General features: G+C 53.5%; 18 protein-coding genes. 9 read left to right on the top strand and 9 right to left on the bottom strand.

What is annotated here, in order from left to right:
- Positions 1 to 188: 188 nt before the first annotated feature.
- The 6 genes from G340_RS0101220 (at position 189) to trhA (ending at position 7,180) form a co-directional block, all read left to right on the top strand.
- A complete protein-coding gene (locus tag G340_RS0101220; protein ID WP_020071828.1) occupies positions 189 to 998 on the top strand; it encodes a ClpP family protease in 810 nt (269 codons plus the stop codon).
- A 71-nt stretch (positions 999 to 1,069) separates the two neighbouring features.
- Positions 1,070 to 1,981, top strand: coding sequence for an undecaprenyl-diphosphate phosphatase (locus G340_RS0101215; RefSeq protein ID WP_020071827.1), 912 nt, complete (start codon positions 1,070 to 1,072; stop codon positions 1,979 to 1,981).
- Between the two features lie 194 nt (positions 1,982 to 2,175).
- Positions 2,176 to 4,785 carry an FtsK/SpoIIIE family DNA translocase gene (locus G340_RS0101210; protein ID WP_020071826.1) on the top strand — a complete coding sequence of 870 codons (2,610 nt, stop codon included), beginning with the start codon at positions 2,176 to 2,178 and terminating at the stop codon, positions 4,783 to 4,785.
- Between the two features lie 193 nt (positions 4,786 to 4,978).
- On the top strand, positions 4,979 to 5,920 hold the full coding sequence (locus tag G340_RS0101205) for a ComEC/Rec2 family competence protein (protein WP_020071825.1): 942 nt from the start codon (positions 4,979 to 4,981) through the stop codon (positions 5,918 to 5,920).
- Positions 5,921 to 5,924: 4 nt separating this feature from the next.
- A complete protein-coding gene (locus G340_RS0101200) occupies positions 5,925 to 6,146 on the top strand; it encodes a DUF3006 domain-containing protein (protein WP_020071824.1) in 222 nt (73 codons plus the stop codon).
- Positions 6,147 to 6,439: 293 nt separating this feature from the next.
- Positions 6,440 to 7,180, top strand: a complete 741-nt coding sequence (trhA, locus tag G340_RS0101190; protein ID WP_020071822.1) for a PAQR family membrane homeostasis protein TrhA — start codon at positions 6,440 to 6,442, stop codon at positions 7,178 to 7,180.
- 196 nt (positions 7,181 to 7,376) lie between these two features.
- On the opposite strand, the gene G340_RS0101185 is transcribed toward trhA, so the two are convergent.
- The 7 genes from G340_RS0101185 to G340_RS0101155 are packed head-to-tail and all read right to left on the bottom strand — an operon-like array spanning position 7,377 to position 12,306.
- On the bottom strand, positions 7,377 to 8,438 hold the full coding sequence (locus G340_RS0101185) for a type IV pilus twitching motility protein PilT (RefSeq protein ID WP_020071821.1): 1,062 nt from the start codon (positions 8,436 to 8,438) through the stop codon (positions 7,377 to 7,379).
- Between the two features lie 24 nt (positions 8,439 to 8,462).
- Complete coding sequence (locus tag G340_RS0101180) at positions 8,463 to 8,954, bottom strand: hypothetical protein (protein WP_020071820.1); 492 nt, start codon at positions 8,952 to 8,954, stop codon at positions 8,463 to 8,465.
- Positions 8,955 to 9,419 (bottom strand): hypothetical protein, encoded by a 465-nt coding sequence (locus G340_RS0101175; RefSeq protein WP_020071819.1) that lies wholly within the window; start codon positions 9,417 to 9,419, stop codon positions 8,955 to 8,957.
- Between the two features lie 19 nt (positions 9,420 to 9,438).
- Positions 9,439 to 9,912, bottom strand: a complete 474-nt coding sequence (locus G340_RS0101170) for a DUF4860 domain-containing protein (RefSeq protein WP_020071818.1) — start codon at positions 9,910 to 9,912, stop codon at positions 9,439 to 9,441.
- A complete protein-coding gene (locus tag G340_RS0101165) occupies positions 9,909 to 10,223 on the bottom strand; it encodes a hypothetical protein (protein ID WP_020071817.1) in 315 nt (104 codons plus the stop codon). The genes G340_RS0101170 and G340_RS0101165 overlap by 4 nt, the downstream gene beginning before the upstream one ends.
- 13 nt (positions 10,224 to 10,236) lie before the next feature.
- Positions 10,237 to 11,289 carry a type II secretion system F family protein gene (locus tag G340_RS0101160; protein ID WP_020071816.1) on the bottom strand — a complete coding sequence of 351 codons (1,053 nt, stop codon included), beginning with the start codon at positions 11,287 to 11,289 and terminating at the stop codon, positions 10,237 to 10,239.
- Positions 11,290 to 11,313: 24 nt separating this feature from the next.
- Complete coding sequence (locus tag G340_RS0101155) at positions 11,314 to 12,306, bottom strand: transglutaminase-like domain-containing protein (RefSeq protein WP_020071815.1); 993 nt, start codon at positions 12,304 to 12,306, stop codon at positions 11,314 to 11,316.
- Positions 12,307 to 12,600: 294 nt separating this feature from the next.
- Between G340_RS0101155 and G340_RS0101150 the strand changes: the two genes are divergently transcribed.
- Together G340_RS0101150 and G340_RS0101145 are read left to right on the top strand one after the other, a co-directional pair.
- The gene (locus G340_RS0101150; RefSeq protein WP_020071814.1) at positions 12,601 to 13,476 is read left to right on the top strand and encodes a polysaccharide deacetylase family protein; all 876 of its coding nucleotides are present in this window, start codon (positions 12,601 to 12,603) and stop codon (positions 13,474 to 13,476) included.
- 64 nt (positions 13,477 to 13,540) lie between these two features.
- A complete protein-coding gene (locus G340_RS0101145) occupies positions 13,541 to 14,278 on the top strand; it encodes an SH3 domain-containing protein (RefSeq protein ID WP_020071813.1) in 738 nt (245 codons plus the stop codon).
- A gap of 240 nt (positions 14,279 to 14,518) precedes the next feature.
- Here G340_RS0101145 and G340_RS0101140 read toward each other — a convergent pair whose 3' ends face one another.
- A complete protein-coding gene (locus G340_RS0101140) occupies positions 14,519 to 16,156 on the bottom strand; it encodes a hypothetical protein (protein ID WP_326522283.1) in 1,638 nt (545 codons plus the stop codon).
- Between G340_RS0101140 and G340_RS18310 the strand changes: the two genes are divergently transcribed.
- Complete coding sequence (locus G340_RS18310; RefSeq protein ID WP_326522282.1) at positions 16,140 to 16,730, top strand: hypothetical protein; 591 nt, start codon at positions 16,140 to 16,142, stop codon at positions 16,728 to 16,730. The two genes, G340_RS0101140 and G340_RS18310, sit on opposite strands and share 17 nt — an antisense overlap.
- On the opposite strand, the gene G340_RS0101130 is transcribed toward G340_RS18310, so the two are convergent.
- Positions 16,655 to 19,072, bottom strand: a complete 2,418-nt coding sequence (locus G340_RS0101130; RefSeq protein ID WP_020071811.1) for a cation-translocating P-type ATPase — start codon at positions 19,070 to 19,072, stop codon at positions 16,655 to 16,657. The genes G340_RS18310 and G340_RS0101130 overlap by 76 nt on opposite strands.
- Positions 19,073 to 19,080: the final 8 nt, after the last annotated feature.

The raw sequence follows: 19,080 nt of genomic DNA, 5'->3' as shown, positions 1-19,080 counted from the left end.
CAAAGCGAAGCTTTGGGCGCCTGAGAGAGCATCATGTCTTTTATGAAGATCATGTTGGTTTTTCGGTTGGCCGCTTTGTTTTTCATGTGCGGGCTTTCCGCAGCTTGAAGAAAAGGGAAAATTACTCTGCCCGGTGAATGAGAAGCCGCTCCTTACGGCACACTAATACGTAGGAGGTGGCTGAATAAATGGGTAAACACCGCAGTCAGCAGATCGATAATCCATCCCCGCGCGAGAACGATAAAGAAAGTGAAGAGATCGAGCCCGCACAGGTTGGCAGTGAAAAACAAACGGATCAAATTACAGAAAATGGTTCCATTTTGGCAGGGGATCCCGAACACATGATTCACTGCCTGACGATTATCGGTCAGGTGGAGGGTCATTATATTTTGCCGTCGCAGAACAAGACGACAAAATATGAGCATGTGATCCCGCAGCTGGTAGCCATTGAAGAGGAGCCGAAGGTTCACGGGCTTCTGATTATTCTGAACACGGTAGGCGGTGACGTGGAGGCCGGTCTGGCCATTGCGGAGCTGATGGCCGGGATGAAAAAGCCAACGGTTTCGCTGGTTTTGGGCGGAGGACACTCCATTGGAGTGCCGCTGGCGGTTGCCGCAAAGCATTCTTTTATCGCGCAGTCCGCGTCTATGACAATTCACCCGGTTCGCATGAGCGGCCTGGTGCTGGGCGTTCCCCAAACGCTGGAGTATTTTCAGCGGATGCAGGAGAGGATCACGCGGTTTGTCACGCAGAATTCCAAAATGTCGCCGGAGCGCTTCTACGAGCTTTCAATGAACACGCAGGAGCTTGTGATGGACGTGGGAACAGTGCTTACCGGCTCCGATGCCGTAGAAGAAGGCTTGATTGATTCGGTAGGTACGCTTTCAGACGCGATTGACTGTCTGCGCAATATGATCGATGAAAATCGGGCAAAAGAGAAAAAGACAAAATCGCGTTCTGCCAGAAAAAGTCCGAAATCGGCAAAGGACACAAAATAATGGGTCCCTGCCGCAAAACGGGCGGCTCCGCTCTGCGGCTGCCGCCAAACTACATATAACGGAGGTTCACGTTGAGTATTCTGCAAGCAATTATTCAGGGAATCGTTCAAGGCGCCACAGAGTTTCTACCAGTTTCCAGCAGCGGGCATCTTTCGCTGGCACAGCACTTTATGGGGGTAAAGGTAGACAGCCTTTTGTTTGATGTGATGCTTCACATCGGCACGCTGCTGGCCGTTCTGATTGTTTACCGCGAGCTGATTCTCCGCCTGATTGTGGCGCTGATCCGCCTGGTGCGGGACGTTTTCACCGGGAAATTCCGCTGGTCTCACATGAGCGCCGACCGCCGACTGCTGCTGATGCTGATGATCGGTCTTTTGCCTTTGTTTCTTCTGTTCGTGCCTGTGCCGGGAACGGGGTACCAGGTAAAGGATTTTGCTGATCTGTGGGCGACGGATTCGGATATTGTGGTGGAGGGCTGCGCGCTGGTCGCAACCTCGATTCTGCTGACGCTGGGCATTTTTGCAACGAAACGCCAGCGGGGAAGGGCCGGGACCGTATCGGGCAGAAGGAGCTTCGGCGTGCCGGATGCGCTTGCGGTCGGTTTTGCACAATGTGTGGCGGCGGTATTCCCCGGCCTTTCCCGTTCCGGCTCCACCCTTTCCGTCGGGCTGATGCGAGGCATCAGCCGTCAGACGGCGCTGGATTACTCCTTTGTCATTGGAATTCCGGCGATTGTTGCCGCGGCGGCACTGGAGCTGAAGGATGCTCTGCATGAGCCGGTCACCATTGGGATCGCTGCAATTTTTGCGGGCGTTATCGCCGCCGCGGTCGTCGGCTTTTTGGCAATCAAGCTGCTGCGCTGGATGGTGGCCTCCGACAAGCTGGTGATTTTTGTGTGGTACACGCTGATACTGGGGATTGTGACGATCGCGATCGGCGTATTTGAGCACCGGACGGGGCAGATCATTACCTTTTTTTCCTGACTTGAAACGAACATAAAATAAATCGAATTACATTTTATCACCAGGTATTTTCTTTCTCCAGTGGATCAGGAAACGGTTTCGCCGCTGAGTTTCTCCCCGCCGAAGGCAGGGGAAGAAATCATTGTACTTGCGTCAGGCCATTTCAAAAGGAACGATCATACCGTGAATGAATTTTAAAACAAGGTGAGAATGCTGTGGCAAAACAAAAATCAGTTCAAAAGGAACCCACTCAGACGAAAAAGAAAGCGAAACGCCCGCCTGCGGCCAATCGGCGCCAGAGTGCCTCTGCGGCGCCGGGGGCGAAGCGTTCTGAACCCAGGCCCAGAACGGAACGGGAGCTGGAGGCTCTGCGCCACCGCAATCAGATGACGGCGGTGGTGATGTTCGCCGTGGCGGTGCTGATGGCGTTTCTGGTGCTTGTAAAGGGCGATCATGTATGGAACTGGGCGCATAATGTGCTGCTGGGCCTGTTCGGCAACTGCGCGATTTTGTGGCCGGTTCTGCTCCTGTACATAGCGATTATTACAGCGGTTGAGCGCGTCAGCGACAACATGCGCTTTAAGGTGTGGATGATTTCCGGCATCATTATCATGGTCTGCGCGGCCGTGTATATTTTTGGGCCGGAAACAGCCGCGATTCAGCGGGAAACCTATTTTGCCCACCTGAAGGAATTGTATGTGCAGGGCGTCGGCCAGCGAGGGGCCGGGCTGGTCAGCGGCCTGATCGGCGTGCTGTTTGTTTCGGTTCTGGGCTCTGTCGGCTCGAAGATCGTCATCATTCTGCTGTTGTTTGTCATGATTATGCTGCTGACGGGCACGAGCCTGATTCAGCTGTTCAGGACGGTTACAAAGCCGATGGACGTGGTGGCGGAGAATATTGATGCCGTTCGCGAGCGCCGCGCGCTCGAAAAAGAAAGATCGCGCGACCCGAACATCGATATTGCGCTGGATGCGGACGAGCTGCCTGCACACCCGGTAAAATCGGACCGCCCGCCGGCAGACCCGCAGGAAAAGAGCGAAAAGCTGGAGCAGCTGGAGAAACTCTTTCATTTTACCGGCGGTGCTCCGCAGGAAAAGCCGGAAGAAAAGCCGCAGGCGGTACAGGTCTCGGTTCCGGTGTCTGTTCCCGTTCCCAGTGTTGCACCCGTGCCGGTTCCGGCGGCGTCCGCCGTTCCCACCGCTTCGGCGGCACAGGATCCTTCTGGCTCCGCCGCGGCTGCGGCTGCCTTTGTGCAGAAAGCCGCCATGCTGCAAAGCGCGGTGCGCGAAACGGCGGCTCGGGCGGCAGAGCCTGTGCAGCAGCCGGAGGGATACCACTTCCCGCCGCTTTCCATGCTGGAATACTCCGCTGGAGTCAACCAGGAGGATATTACCGCAGAGCTGCAGAGCAACGGCAATATGCTGGTCGGTACGCTGAAAAGCTTTGGCGTGCAGACGAAAATAGTCGACATCAGCCGCGGCCCCGCCGTAACGCGGTATGAGCTGCAGCCGGCGCCCGGCGTGAAGATCAGCAAAATCACCAACCTCAGCGACGACATCGCCATGAACCTTGCGGCTGCGGGTGTGCGCATTGAAGCGCCCATTCCCGGCAAGGCGGCCGTGGGCATTGAGGTGCCAAATAAAAATATCAATGTGGTCCGCATGCGCGATCTGGTGGAATCGAATTCTTTTGTGTCGGCGAAAAGCAAGCTGACGGTCGTCCTGGGGCGCGATATTGCCGGCGCGGTGGCGGTTACCGATTTGGCTAAGATGCCGCACCTGCTGATCGCCGGCTCCACGGGTTCCGGTAAGTCGGTGTGCATCAACTCACTGATCGTCAGCCTTCTGTATAAATCCACCCCGGACGAGGTGCGTTTTCTGATGGTCGACCCCAAGGTGGTGGAGCTTGGAATTTATAACGGAATTCCGCATCTGCTGGTGCCTGTGGTGACCGACCCCCGCAAGGCGGCCGGCGCGCTGGGCTGGGCCGTAACGGAGATGCTCAAGCGCTACAAAATCTTTGCGGAAAATAACGTGCGTGACCTCGCTTCTTATAATAAGCTCGCAAAGAGCAAGAATAATCAGGATGAGGACGGCAATCCCATGCCGCATCTGCCGCAGATCGTCATCATCATCGACGAGCTGGCGGATTTGATGATGGCCGCGCCGAACGAGGTGGAAGACGCCATTTGCCGTTTGGCACAGATGGCCCGCGCGGCGGGAATGCATTTGGTCATCGCGACGCAGCGCCCTTCCGTAGACGTTATTACGGGCATCATCAAAGCCAATATCCCGAGCCGGATCGCCTTTGCGGTTTCGTCCCAGATCGATTCCCGCACCATTTTGGATATGGGCGGCGCCGAAAAGCTGCTGGGGCGCGGCGATATGCTCTTTTCGCCCGTCGGCTCACAAAAGCCGATTCGCATTCAGGGCTGCTTTGTCAGCGACAGTGAGATCGAATCTGTTGTCACCTATGTGAAAAAGGTGCAGGATTCCGGCTATGATCAGTCGGTCATTGAGGAGATTGAGCGCAACGCGGTGGCGGAGAAGAAGACCGCTGATGGGGACGCTTCGGATTCGGATATGACGGATCCCATGATGAACGAAGCGATCAAATGCGTCATTGAGGCGGGACAGGCCTCTACCTCTTTGCTCCAGCGCCGGCTTCGCCTGGGCTATGCCCGCGCTGGACGTTTGATCGACGAGATGGAGCAGCTGGGAGTGGTGGGCCCCCACGAGGGCTCAAAGCCGCGTCAGGTGCTTTTAACCCGCCAGCAATATCTTGAAATGACCATGCAGCAGGCGGATCACGGCGAGCAGGCCTAAGGGGACTACCGTTTTCGGAGTTCATTGCGCAGGCCGCGGCTGCGCGAAATTTCGGGGATGATTCCCTGTGTTTTTCGTACGCTCACTTTTTCAGGATTCCCGTGGTGCGGCCTTCCTTTTGCTGTCCCTCGAAATATCCATCCTTTTTCATTGGGATAAAAGCCCGAAACCCATACAAAGGAGAAATCCCGGGATGAAGCCACAAACGACCCAAGTGGAATTCCGAAAAAAGCGAGCATGCTTCACCGCTCTTGCGGCAGTTTTGCTTTGCCTTGGCGTTTTGCCGGCTTTGTTTCCCGGCGGGTATTCCGCCTGGTGGCGGCAGGCGTTTTCCGTTGCCGGATTGTCCGACTTTTCGAGTGCTGCGGATGATGCCCCCATGTCGATGCACGTGCTCGAGGTTGGAAAAGCCGATTCCATTTTGGTGGAGTGTCAAGGGAAATATCTTCTGGTGGACGGCGGAACGCCGGATCAGGCCGAAAAGGTGAGCCGCTATCTGGCCAGACGCGGGGTGACAGCCCTCGATTATGTCATTAATACGCATCCGGACAGCGACCATGTCGGCGGGCTCGGCGGGGTGATCCAAGAATTTTCAGTCGGCCGCTACTTTATGCCGCAGCTGCCGGAACAGCTGATTCCGTCGGATTTTGCCTATACCAATACGATAGAGGCCCTGAAAGAAAAGCAGATACCGGTAGAGTATCTGCGCGGCGGTGACGCACTGAGTCTGGGGGAGCTTTCCGTTCGGGTGCTGGCTCCGCTGTCGGTGCTGGACACAACAAACAACAATTCCATTGTGCTGCTGCTCGTGTTCGGGCAGACCCGGTTTTTGCTGATGGGCGACGCGGAGGCCGGGGAGGAGTCGGCGCTTTTGTCTTCCCGGCAGAATCTGCGTGCAGATGTGCTGAAAGTGGGGCACCACGGCAGCAAAACCTCCAGTACGGCCGCTTTTTTGGCTGCGGTGCGCCCAAAATATGCCGCGGTTTCTGTGGCGGACAGTCATTATGAGCTGCCGAGCCGCGAGGTATTGGATCGTCTGAACCGTTTTTCCGCCATTGTAGGGCGTACCGATGTCAGCGGTACGCTGTTGTACTGTAGTGACGGAATCAGCGTTACCTATCAAACAGAAAGGTGATTCTATGAAAAATCTGATTGTCGACCGTTTCGAGGGGGTATATGCCATCTGCGAGGACGGGGAGAAAAAATTCTTTGCCATTGAGCTGTCGGAGCTTCCGAAGGAGGTACACGAGGGGGACGTGCTGGAAATCGGTGACGACGGAACCCTTTCGGTGAATGCGGAAAAAACGGCGGAACGCCGCAGTTTCATCCGCCAAAAACAGAATTCTCTTTGGGAGCCGTGATCTTTGCAATCGGGAAATCATTCGGATCATGAGAACTCAGCGCAGAGAAAGGGGATGGTTTTGGCTGTGGCTGAAACCATCTTTTTTACCGATATAAGTGTATATTTCTATTATTTTCTGTTCAAGCTGTTTTGGGAAAGAAAAATCCATATACAAGCAAAAATAAATACATATTCAGCAAAAAAATTATAGAATTTTATCTTAAAACAATTGACAAATTTACTCATCAGGATTAATATAATGATAACATCTAGTTTTTAAAACTACATTCCACGGGACGGAGGTGCCTCAAATTGGCAGAACAATCGGAACGGGCGCTGCACATAAACGGCTATGCGCTCAAACAGAAAACAAGAGAAGAGAAAAACGAGTGGCGTAAAACCAGGCGCGGCGAATTGGGATTGCCGCTCTACAGTGTGGGAGAAGAGGTTGCCAATGCGGTTACGCACGGTGTGGGTGCCGCTTTGGCACTGGTAGCTTTATTCGTTCTGCATGCTGCGGCTCCCAAAGAGATTTTTCCGCAGGCGGTTGTGAGCATTTATGCGGTAACTCTCTTTTTGCTGTATTTTGTTTCCACCATGTACCATGCGCTTGGCGTATGCAAGGCTAAGCGTGTGTTTCAGGTGCTGGATCATTGCACGATCTTTCTGCTGATTGCCGGTTCCTATACGCCCATCACACTGATCGTGCTGGCGGGGCAGACGGGCTTTGTCCTTTTTTCGGTCGTATGGGCTGCCGCCGTTGCCGGCATCCTTTTGAATGTGGTGGATATGGAGCGTTTTCGCAAGCTGTCGATGATCTGCTACATCGCGATGGGGTGGATCGTTGTGTTTGCATTCGGGCCTTTGATTCAGGCGCTCCAGCCGCGCGATTTGATTTTGTTGATTGCCGGCGGCGTTGCTTACACAGTGGGCGCGCTGATTTATCAGAAGGGGAAAAAGATCCCTTATTTGCACTGCGTGTGGCACCTGTTTGTGCTGGCCGGCAGCGTTCTGCATTTCTTTATGATCTACCATGTGGTGGAACTGCTGTAAAGAAAAGTTTTGATCTGCGTGAAGTTTGAAATCAATAAAAAGGGCCTCCGGAGACAAGTGGTTTTGCCTCCGGAGGCTTTTCAATTGGGTGGTATCTATTGCAAGCCCGCTGATATTGTTTTTGCTTTGTAGCGTCAGCGAAAGCCACAGCTAGTTCTGCTGGTGAGAATTAAAATGCTTTCGTGCGTATGGAACATTACGTGGAAAGCTTTTTATTCATCAATTCCACATTGGTGCAGTAAGTCAGCGCATTTTCCCTGGAAATCATCCCCTCCCGGTGCAGGCGCAGCAGGTCGTTGTCCATCGAGAGCATTCCGATCGCCGCGTTTGCGGAAATGGCGTTGTCGATCTGATGGGTTTTCGCCTCGCGGATCATGTGGCGGATGGCGCTGTTGACGAGCAGGATTTCAAACGCGGGAACCAGGGTGCCGTTAACCGAGGGAATCAGCTGCTGGCAAACGACGGCCTGCAATACCATTGAAAGCTGAACGCGGATTTGATATTGCTGGTTCTGGGGGAACACGTCGATAATGCGGTCAATCGCGTTGGAAGCCCCCAGCGTGTGAAGCGTAGAGAAGATCAGCTGGCCCGTTTCCGCCGCCGTTACGGCCGTCGAGATGGTCTCGTAGTCGCGCATTTCGCCAATTAAAATCACGTTGGGCGCCTGCCGCAGCGCGGCGCGGAGCGCCGGAATATATCCCCGGGTATCGTTGTCGATCTCGCGCTGGCTCACGATGCTTTGTTTATGCGCGTGCAAAAATTCGATCGGATCCTCAATCGTAATAATATGGCTGTTGCGCGTTTGATTGATCTGTTCGATCAGACACGCAAGAGTGGTGGTTTTGCCGCTGCCGGCCGGGCCGGTGATCAAAACAAGCCCCCGTTCTTTATTGGCAAGATCCATCACCGCCTGAGGAATATGGAGTGTGTGAGGCTCGGGAAGCTCAAACCCCAGAATGCGAAGTACGGCTGCACAGGAATTTCGCTGCAAATACGCGTTGCAGCGAAACCGCCCCAGCTTGGGAATGGAAAAGGAGAAATCGTCGTCGCCCTTGTGCAAAAAGGACTGAAAATCCCGCTGGCCAGCAATTTCAAAGATGCGGGAAATCATCTGCTTTGCGTTGTCCGGCATCAGCTTTTCTTCGTTCATTGGCTGAATCACGTCGTTGATTTTATAGGAAGCCGGGCAGCCGGAGATGATAAAAATATCGGATGCACCTTTTGATACGGCTGTTTGAAGCATTTCCATAATGTTCATGGGGAGAGATTCCTTTCGTTTCAGTTAAGGCTGTGAGCCCTGCCAGAGCTCCAGCGGCTGGTCGGCTCCGTTCCATTCGCTGGAGGCGGCCAGCCGGTAGCTGAGAACCCGGTAGCGTTCCGGCCCGGCTATGGGCTGTATCTCCACCTGAATTTCCTGAACGGAACCGGCGGGTACCGAAAAAACAATTTTGCTGCCGGAAGCATCCGCTGTAAGGGCCAAAGAAACGTCGTCGATCACGGCGCCGTTCAGGTGCCGGGCCAGCTCCGCTTCGCCAATGGCGGGATTTTCCCGACGAAGGCGTAAGAGCCTCGCGTCGATGCCGCCCAACACCTGCTGCGCCCTGGAATCGGCTGCATAATAAGCCTGAACGCTTTGTACGTGCTTTTTTGTCAGGTTCCAGTCCGATTGTACGGCGGAAAAGGACAGAATGCCAAAGGCGGCCAGGCATAAAACGACGAACATCATAAAGAGAGAGGTAAGGCCCACGCCCGGAAACGGCTGTCTCTGCTTCATCTACGCACCCTCCTGTTCCGAACCGGAAGAGGGGAAATAGCGCTGCGAGGTGAGAGAGAAAAGCTCTTTTTTTTCTTGGCTTTTTTCGGAGTAAACCGAAATTTGCAAGGTGATGATGGTGCCGGCTTCCGCCGGGGAGGACTCAAGCTGCTTTTCCGCACAGTAAACGCCGCCCGAAGAAACCGGAACCCAGTTTTCGTCGTACCGGGTGAGAAAAACCTCGCCCCGTTCTGTTGTTTCCTTTTCGCCCAAGGCCTGCTCCGCATCGGCGGGGCTTTTCACAGCGTGCAGTGTTTCCGCAGCCGTCTGCGCGGCCGCCATGGCAAACTGGGTATCGGTATTCTTTTTCGCGGCAGTGTTTGTCGCAACATAAATCTGTAATACGGCGACGGATGAAACCGCCAGAAAGAAGATCACGAAAAGAATCTCTATAAAAAAAGGATGAATGCGCACGGCGCGTTTCATCAGGCTATGCCTCCTTCTGTTAAGAGGCTCTTGGACAGACGGAAACTGAAAATTGTCTGCCGTTCAGAGCGGTTGCGGAGACGATAAATGAATTGCCGATTTTGGTTACGGCAAACTGTTTGATCTCCGTTATTTTCTCTCCATATTCCGGCTCAAAGGGGTCCTGACCGCCGGAAAAAAGCTCCATTAAATATCCGTCGCGGAAATACAGATAGGTGTTTCCGTTCCGTTCGGCCTGCTCAGAACGGATTAACAGCACCTGCCGGCCGTCGAGCGATTCAATTGTAATACTTTCCGCGTTGTCTGCGGAACGAATCTGGTTGGCTGTATAAGAAAGTGCGGCGCGAATCTGGTGATTGACAGTGATCGAGTGCAGACTGTTCCGGTAGGAATCGGCCCCCAACACCACCAGCAAAAGCGAAGCGGCGGTAAAAACACAGGCAATCAGCAGGGCGAAGAGGGTTTGGGCAGATTGGTGCGATTTTGGATTCACGGCTTGGCCTCCTCGGAATGCCCCCGCTCTGCAAGGCGAATCTCAGGCTTAATATTGGAAGCGAAAATCTGATAGTCGACGTAATACTTTTTTTCGTCCACATGAATCCCGTAATTTTCTTCCAGATATGCGAAGCTGGGCGGGTAGGCTCCCTCAATCGCGTAGCAGTCGACGACGGCCCGGTCGATTTTTTGGAGCAGCAGACTGCCGGTGTTTTGGTGATTGACCCGCTCCAGATGAGTAAAGCCGACCGAAAGTGCGGCAAGAAGCGCTGCAAACAGGGCCAAAGATAAAAAACGGCGCATGTTCATGGAAAATCCCTCTCTAAATCATGCTGGTCATAATCCCGATCAGCGGCAGCATTACGGAGAGCAGGAGCGCGCCGATCACCGTGGAGACCAGACCGACCAAAACCGGTTCAATCAGAGCGATTTTCCGGTCCATCAGCTCCAAAGCTTCCGCGGTATCGATGTCTGCGATTTTCGACAGCACCTTTTCCATGCTGCCGGCGCTTTCTCCTACGAGGATCATGCTGTAGCGCGGCCCGGAGAAAAGGCCGGTCTGCCGCAGGGCAGCCGAAAGGGCGGCGCCATCCTCCACGGATTGGGCCGCTTTCTTCGCGTTTTCAAGGTTGCGCGAGTTCTGCAAAAGTTCCGGCATCAGATACAGGGATTCCGACACATCGTAACCGCTGCCGAGCAGGATAGACAGCGCGGATGCAAACTGAGCGGAATCGATTCGGTTGACGATTCCGGCGAGGAAGGGAACTCGGTAGCAGGCGGAGTGAAAAGCGGCATGGCCGCGCCGGGTTCCGGCGAAAAGGAGGGCGAGAAGAATGCAAAGTCCGACCAGCAGCAGAATGACCACGGTGACCCGGCCGGCGGCGATCCCCATGTTGGCCGCACGGAACGAAACGGCGGAGTAGTCCTCGCTCAGCCCGTCGAACACCTGCTGGAAAACCGGCAGAATTTTGGCGGAAAGCACGCCGAGAATTGCCGCAACCATAAAAATAAGAACCAGAGGATAGGTGACGGCCCCCTTGACCTGGCGCCAGATCTGATCCTCCCGTTCATAGTAAACGGCCAGGCGTGCCATTACGTCGTCGAGCCTGCCGGTCTTTTTACCGATCTCCACCATAGAAACCATATAGGAAGGGAAGAAACCGGATTCGCGGATGGCCTGACTGAACGAGCCGCCTTGTGCGATTGCGCCGCACACGACCTGAAGCATCTTTTTCTGTCTGGAGTTTTCAGCGTTTTCACAAATTACGGCAATTCCTTCTTCCAAAGGAATTGCCGATTCCAGCATCCAGGAAATTTGAGAGCAGATCAGCGAAAGCTCACCTGCCGTAAAAACGGTACGTTCTTTTTGTCGCATGTCGTCCCCTCCGGCCTTCGTCGTTTAATAGATACGGGCCGCCGTGTATCCTGTTCCCACGGTATTGGATGCGCCCAGTGTGGAATCCATTAGATTCCAGCCCGTTTTGGATACCTCGATCTTGATGGTGATCCATCCGGTTCTCCGTAAATAAACTTCATTCCAGGCGTGTGTAACGGCGAGCGTGTCGACAGAGCCGATCACCACCTTGGAGGGAATTCCCTGAGAACGGAGCATGGCTGCCATCAGAGAGGAATAATCGAAACAGATTCCTTTCTGGGTGGTTAAAACAGCGTCCACATTCGGCACATAGCTGGAGGTCACTCCGACGGCCTTATCGGTATCATATTTAATGGTTTTGATCATATAGTTATAAATAGCTTTCAGTTTTTCCACATCGGTACCGGAGGCCGCACACAATTCAGCGGCCTTTTTTGCCGCGAGGGAGGAAGCGCTGTAATTGACATACTGATTCGCATGCAGGAACGGAGCCGTCTCGCTTGAGAGCGTCACCGCCAGAGGAAGATTGTATAATTCTTTATAGTAGTTTCCGGATACGTTTTCCAGAACGCGGACGGAATACTGCCCGCTGCCCATTTGCAGGGAATAAATTTCCGGAGTCCCGTTGCTGTTGAGATCATAGTTGTAAGCCGCGCTGTCTTTTCTGATCTGAACCTTGAGCCGCTTTTGGGCGCCCGCATACTTGATCTGTATGTAGCCGTTGGAAGCGGTGCCGGCGTCAATGATCACGCCGTTACAGGAGTATACGGCGGACGCGGCCGTTTGGAACGGAACGGATTCGAGGGCCATCCGCGTTACAACGCCGTCGTTCGGCGCGGCGACGCGGCTTTCCGCGTGGGCGGGCCGGTTCAAGGGAGCCGCCACGGATAACACGCTGCTGTGGGCCGTAACCCCGGCAAAAGAGGCCGGGGCGCACGCGCCTAGCAGCGGGGCACCGGCAAGCATCAGGCAAAGCGCCGCAATTCTCTTCGTGTGCGGTGATCTTGATTTTTTCATGAGAGCCTCCGGAAAAATGGATTGCGTTAATTCGGAACAGAAATCCTGCAACTAAACCGTGTTTTATTTTGTAAAAAAGACTCACAGATTCAAAGTGTGTCTGGATATTTCAGGAAAAGTTATTGTTTATTTTTAGTATATCATGGGTCATAAAAAAATACAAGAAAATAATCGAAAAGCTTACTTTCTATTTGGGTAAGCTTTTCTTGTGCCCCAAGAGGGGAAAAATTCGGTCACTGCTTTCAGGTTGAAAGGAATCAAGCTTATTATAAAAAAGAAAAGGGGCCTGTGCTCATGTTTTTCACCGTCAGCCTTCAAAATAAAAAAAATCTGGCCGCTCTGATGATGGTTATGATTCTGCTGGTCACCGGGGTGACGGGGGCCACCGCAGGCGCGCTGGGCGGCAGCCGAAAATTCGAGGGGGTTCCGCTTACGATTGTGATGTACCACGGGGTGGTGAAGGACAGCCGGCACCAGGGAACCTACATGATCTCTCCGCAGCTGCTGGAAAGCGATATGAAATATTTGAGAGAAAGGGGCTATACCGCGGTAGTGGTGCAGGATCTCATCGACTATGTCGACTATGGCAAACCTCTGCCGGAAAAGCCCGTGATGCTTACCTTTGACGACGGATACTATAACAACTATTTATATGCCTACCCTTTGTCCCAAAAATATGATATGAAGATCGTGATTTCGCCGATCGGGTATTTTACGCAAAAGTACAGTGAGTCCGGTGAGGAAAATGAGCTGTATACTCATGTCACCTGGGCTCAAATCAACGAAATGATGCAATCCGGCATGGTGGAGATTCAAAATCACAGCTACCATCTGCATGGAACCGCCGATACGGGGCGCCTCGGCGCACAGAAAAACAAACGGGAAAGCACACAGGCGTATACGTCGCTTTTGACCAGCGATTTGACCGAAATGCAGGAGCTTGTCCGTTCCCACACGGGGTGGAGCCCCACCGCGTTTACCTATCCGTTCGGAATCATCAGCAAAGAATCCTTCCCGGTTGTGCGCAATATGGGGTTTCGGGCTTCCCTAACCTGCGAGGAACGAATCAACGATATTACCCGCGACCCGGAATGCCTGTATCTGCTGGGGCGCTTTTTGCGCGCTCCCGGCAAAACGAGCGAAAGTTTTTTTGCCGGGCGGCTAAAATAATCCTTCTTGTGATTACCGCTTCTTTCTTTTGTGCATATCATGGAACAAAAGGAGGAAGCTGTCTATGCCCAATATTTATCTTAGTCCATCCCTGCAGCCGTATAATGAGTACGTAAACGGCGGAAGTGAGCAATATCATATGAATATTCTCGCGGACAATATGGAGCCGTACCTGCGCGCCAATGGAATCCGCTTTACGCGAAATACGATTGGCATGACTCTCGGCCAGGCAATCCGCGAGTCCAACGCGGGGTATTACGATCTGCATCTGGCACTGCATTCCAACGCTGCGCCCCCGCAGCTTTCCGGCCAATTGCGCGGCGCCGATGTCTACTACTATCCATACAGCACTGCCGGAAAACGTGCGGCGGAGATTATTGCCGAAAATTACAAAGAGATCTATCCGCTGCCCGACAGGGTGCGCACGATGCCCACCACAACGCTGGCAGAGATCACCAAGACAAACGCCCCGGCCGTTCTGATTGAAACGGCCTACCACGATAACCCCGAGGACGCGGAATGGCTGGTGACCCATATGCCGGAGATCGCGGCCAATCTGGTAAAATCTCTGACGGAGATTTTCGGGATCCCGTTTATCGACAATCCCCAGCCCGCGCGTACCGCAAAGGTGGTAACGCAGGGAGGGAACCTGAACATTCGCAACAGGCCCAGCCTGGATGCCGCGGTGATCGGTCAGGCTCCCAATGGCGCCACAATTACCGTTTTGGGAGAATGGCAGGGGTGGTATGTCGTCAATTACAACGGCATCATCGGTTATTCCAGTAGCCAGTTTATTCGGTGAAAGCGCCGCCTGAAAAATCAGCGGGCTGCTTTGAGCGGGAGAAGCCAAAGCCGTACCCGTCCGTAAAACCATGCCCGGGGAGCCTTTAAAAAAGACCCAAAGGGTGCTCAAAAAAGCATGCCTTTCAGACCCTCCAACCAAGGCATATGGCAACAGAATAGGGAGGCAGCCGATGAAGCTGCCTCCCTGTTCTGTTGCCGTTTGGTTCTTGCTTTTCGATTGTCTGCCGGAATTGCTGTGTTACGCTTGGGCGTAATAGGCGGCAATCATCTCAATCTGCTCTCTGGTAATTCCGAATGTGGCAAAAACCGCCGTCAGCTCGGGATCTTTTTTCAGTGTTTCGGCCAGAAATTTGACCGAGCCTATGGACAGCTCGTTCATCGCCTCAGCGGATTCCTCTTTGGAAAGGTCGACCACCTGGCCCGGCTCCGGCTGGGAGGGAATGGACGGATTATCGATTGTGCCGCTGGCCTTTTCAACGACCAGCGCCGACAGAAGGTTGGGAATGTTCAGCTGAACGTGGTCGCTGAGCTCGTCCCCATTCAGAGTGGTCTCGATTTTTATGCTTGCCTGATCCAGCTGATTGAACGCTGCCGGAAGCCCGGATTCCTTTACATATTTCCCGATTTCATGATTGGGATCGTACAGGGAAACCGTATAAGTGCCGACCAAAGTCTCGGAATCCAGGAACGGAACCATTTTGCACCCGGAATAATCTACGTTTACGCCGATGCTTTTCGGCTCCTGTTCGCTTCGGAGCTCCAGGCGCATTTTACCGGTTCCCTCAGCGGTTTTGGTGTTGGTAAAAAGAAAACCGTCCGTTTGGTCGACCAGGAATTCAACCGCGTACTTCTCGTCGGTGATCATATAGTTCAATTGTGCTTTTGCGGTGTTGTCCTGGCTTTCATAGGAGTGGGCCAGCAGGTCTCCGTTCTGAGAGAGATACGAGACCGCGGAAAAAGTGACGCCGTCCTCTTCCAGCTTCAGGTCGGTGAAAAGCTCGTCGATAAGCTTGCCGTAGTTTTCTTTTGTAAGCTTTTCCGAGGATGTCTGTACGTCGGTTCCGGCTACCCCTGCGAACAGACTGTAATTGTCTGATACGAAGGTGTAAAGGTAGTCGTCATTCTTGGCGGCCGCTGCAACCGCCTTGACCATGGCCGCGGTCTGGGGTGCGGTCAGCGAGGCCGTCAGCCTCTGGCCCTGAACCGTTGCGCCGTCAACCGTAATGCTCTGGTTGTTTTCTGCCTTCATTGCGGCCCCGGAAAGGGAATTCGCATAAATAGAGGCAAGGCTGTTCAGGCTGGCCTGCAGCTTCACCGGATCGTATTTTATTTGCGAAATGCCGTACGGGGTAATCTGAGAAGCGGGATAGCTCTCGGCCACCAGATATTTGTCCAGAATTTGCGGGATATGTAGATACGTATTCCCGCCCTTGTAGGCCAGTGTGTCAACCGTCAGCTTCAGCGCGGACGGATCTGTTATCGTAAGGCTGGTCTGTGTGCCTTTTTCATTGATCAGCGTTTTCGCGCTCATGTTCAGGCTATTCATGTAGTCCATTGTTTTCTGAACCGCCGCGGACTGTTCCGCCGGAAGGCTGAGGTCTTTTAAAAGCTGATCCTGTAATTTGACGTTGAACTGTACGGTGGAATTCAGTGTTTTCGGCTTATCATAGCTCTGGGCCAGGCCGACGCTTTTATCCAGAATGGATACGAGCTGTTTCGCGCTTTCCTGTGCTGTTGCCAGCTCGATGTTTTGCGCGTATTTGGTTTTGCCCTGGAGCAGCTGCATGAAATCGCGGTTGAAAAAGAGCTTACCAACCGTAACAGCTCCGGCCAGCAGAACAAAAACGGATATCAGCGCTATGACGGCTATTTTCATTTTTTTCGGCTTTCCCGGCCCGGCGCCATTCTCCGGGATCGATCCGTTTTCTTCCCCCAAGCATTGTTCGCATAAAGATTCTTCGTCGTTCGTGGTATTTCCGCATTTTGTGCAGGTCATTGGAACACTCCTTCAATTTTTTTTGGATTATTGTAACAGAATACAAATTCATTATAAGCCATTGATCTGCATCAAGAAACCGGTATCTATTGGCAGCTTTGGGTATATGTGGGAAAACGCAGATCAAAGGGATTTCCGTGCTTCCGGAGAAGCGATCCCCGTATCACAACAAACGGCGGCCGTTGAGACCGTCGGCGTGTCTTTTACTGAGCTTAATGAGATACATCCTGAACTCCCGGTGTTAAGACGCCGAAGCCAAAAAATCCCGCTGTGCGGGCGGCGCCTGAAAGGGCTTTGCGCGTTTGTTTGTTTTATAGAACAAGTGTTGCTTCCTGTTGCCGCGCGCGACGGCGCGCGGCTGTTTGCAACACGATATACTCATAAAATCTTTTTCTTTTTGCGGGTTTTCTCCGCGCGTGCGGCAGCGGGGGCCTCAGGGGCCTGCAGATGGTAAAAATTCTTGACCGTACGGTAGATGATTGTGATAACGCACGCCGAAAAGATCATCATCACCGCAATCACCAGCAGCATGGGCGCGGTGAGATGAACCAGAGAGAAAAAGTCGTGGAACAGCAGCATGGCGGTTACAAATCCTGCGGACATGGCATAGAACAGCACCTTTCGCAGGGTGTTGAACGGCAGGCAAATGCTCAGCAGGTACATCAGTCCGGTGGCGCCGATCAGGATCACGCTGACGGTGGACACCTGATCGTCCGACAGATGGAAGAAGTCGCCGACCGGCATCAAAATGATGATCGTGAGCGCCATGGCGAGCATGCCCGGCAGAGATTTTGCAAGGATGTTGACGATGAATTTTCCCCGGATTCTGTCTTTATTCGGTTCCATGGCCAGAAGAAAGGACGGAATTCCGATTGCAAACAGGTTGATCAGAGAAAACTGAATGGGCTGCAGGGGATAGTCATACGGCGCAAAAATAAAGTAAACAGCGATAATCGCTGAAAAAAACGCTTTGACCAGAAACAGGCAGGCCGAACGCTGAAGATTGTTGATCGAGCGCCGCCCTTCGTGCACCACCTTGGGCAGCGAGGCGAAATTCGAGTCCAGCAGCACCAGCTGAGAAACGGTTCTGGCGGCGTCGCTTCCCGAAGCCATCGCAATGCTGCAATCGGCCTCCTTCAAAGCCAGAACGTCGTTCACGCCGTCGCCCGTCATCGCGACCGTGTGCTGTTTCGCCTTCAGTATTTTGACGAGATCAAGCTTCTGCTGTGGGGTTACGCGGCCGAACACGGTGTAGCGTTCGGCGGCTTCCGCCAAAGCTTCCGGCGTGTTCAGCGTCGTCGCGTCCACATAGCTGTCTGCGTTGTTCATGCCGGCCTTTTGGGCGATGTTTGAAACCGTGATGGGGCTGTCGCCCGAAATCACCTTGAGATCGACACCCTGCTCGGCAAAATACATCAGTGTCTGGGGCGCCTCCGGCCTGATCCTGTCGCTGAACAAAAGCAAAGCCATCGGCTCCAGCCCGCCCGGGAGCTCCTTTTCCTGAAAGCGTCCGGCGGATTTTGCGAGAAGCAGCACCCGCTGCCCGCTTTGCGCATAAGAATCTGCATCGCGCCGAATGTCGGAGGACTTGTCCGGCAGAAGAATCTCCGGCGCGCCGAGGATGAAGCTGCCCTGGTTTTCAAAAAAGGCGCCGCTCCACTTCTTGGCGGAGGAAAAAGGGACAGTCTCTTCGCAGGTCCAGCCGGGCGGGGAGGAGAAGCTTTTGCGCACCGCATCCATGGTGGGGTTGTTGTCCGGCAGCGCCGTGGTCAGTGCGCACAGGGCGGTTTCCGCCATCTCCCGCTCAGTTTTGTCGCAAAGGATCAGGTCGTCAAACTGTAAGGTGCCTTCGGTAATCGTGCCGGTCTTGTCCAGGCACAAAACGTCGACGCGGGCCAGCGTTTCAATGCAATACAGCTCCTGAACAAGCGTTTTGTGCGAAGCAAGGCGAACGACGCTGACAGCCAGCACGACACTCGTCAGCAGCACCAGCCCCTCAGGGATCATGCCGACCAGAGCGGCCACCGTGCTGACGATCGATTTGGAAAATCCGCTTTGCAGAACATAGTACTGCTTGTAAAACAGGATTAGGCCGACCGGCACGATGAGGGCTCCAATCACCTGAATAATCCGGTTGATCCAGGTCATGATTTCGGAATTCGGCTTTTTCAGGTATTTGGCGTCCTGGGATATCTGCTCCGCGTAATTGTCCTTTCCCACATGCTCTACCTGCGCGCTGCAGGCTCCGCTGACGATGAAGCTGCCCGAAAGCATCGTGTCGCCCGGCTTTTTGGGAACAGGGTCCGATTCACCCGTCAGCAGGGATTCGTTTACTTCGCACTCGCCGCTGCATACAATACAATCGGTGCAGATTTGGTTGCCCGCCTCCAGAAGCAGGATATCGTCCAGAACCACGTCGTGCACTTCAATGGTGAGCTGCTCGCCGTTTCGGATCACTCTGGCTTTCGGCTCGGCGATCAGAGCCAGACGGTCTATGGTTCGTTTGGCGCGAATTTCCTGAAAAATACCGATCAGAAGGTTGCTTAGAATGACCCCCATAAACAGCAGGTTCTTATAAGAGCCCACCAGTAAAATCAAACAGGCCAGAACGGCATTCAATATGTTGAAGGGCGTAATAATATTCTGCAAAACAATTTCTTTTACCGACTTTGTTTTTATGTCGGATTCCCCGTTAAAAAGACCTTGCTGACGCCGCTGGTCAATTTGTTCCTGCGTCAGTCCGGTTGAATAGTCGGGATGAAACCGTTCAAAATAAGTTTGTGACGGTTCTGTCATTTGTTTTC

It is taken from the genome of Faecalispora sporosphaeroides DSM 1294 (assembly GCA_000383295.1).
Taxonomy (GTDB): Bacteria; Bacillota; Clostridia; order Oscillospirales; family Acutalibacteraceae; genus Faecalispora; species Faecalispora sporosphaeroides.
Note: the sequence above shows the minus strand (reverse complement) of the source record. Positions and strands in the feature narration are given on the sequence as shown.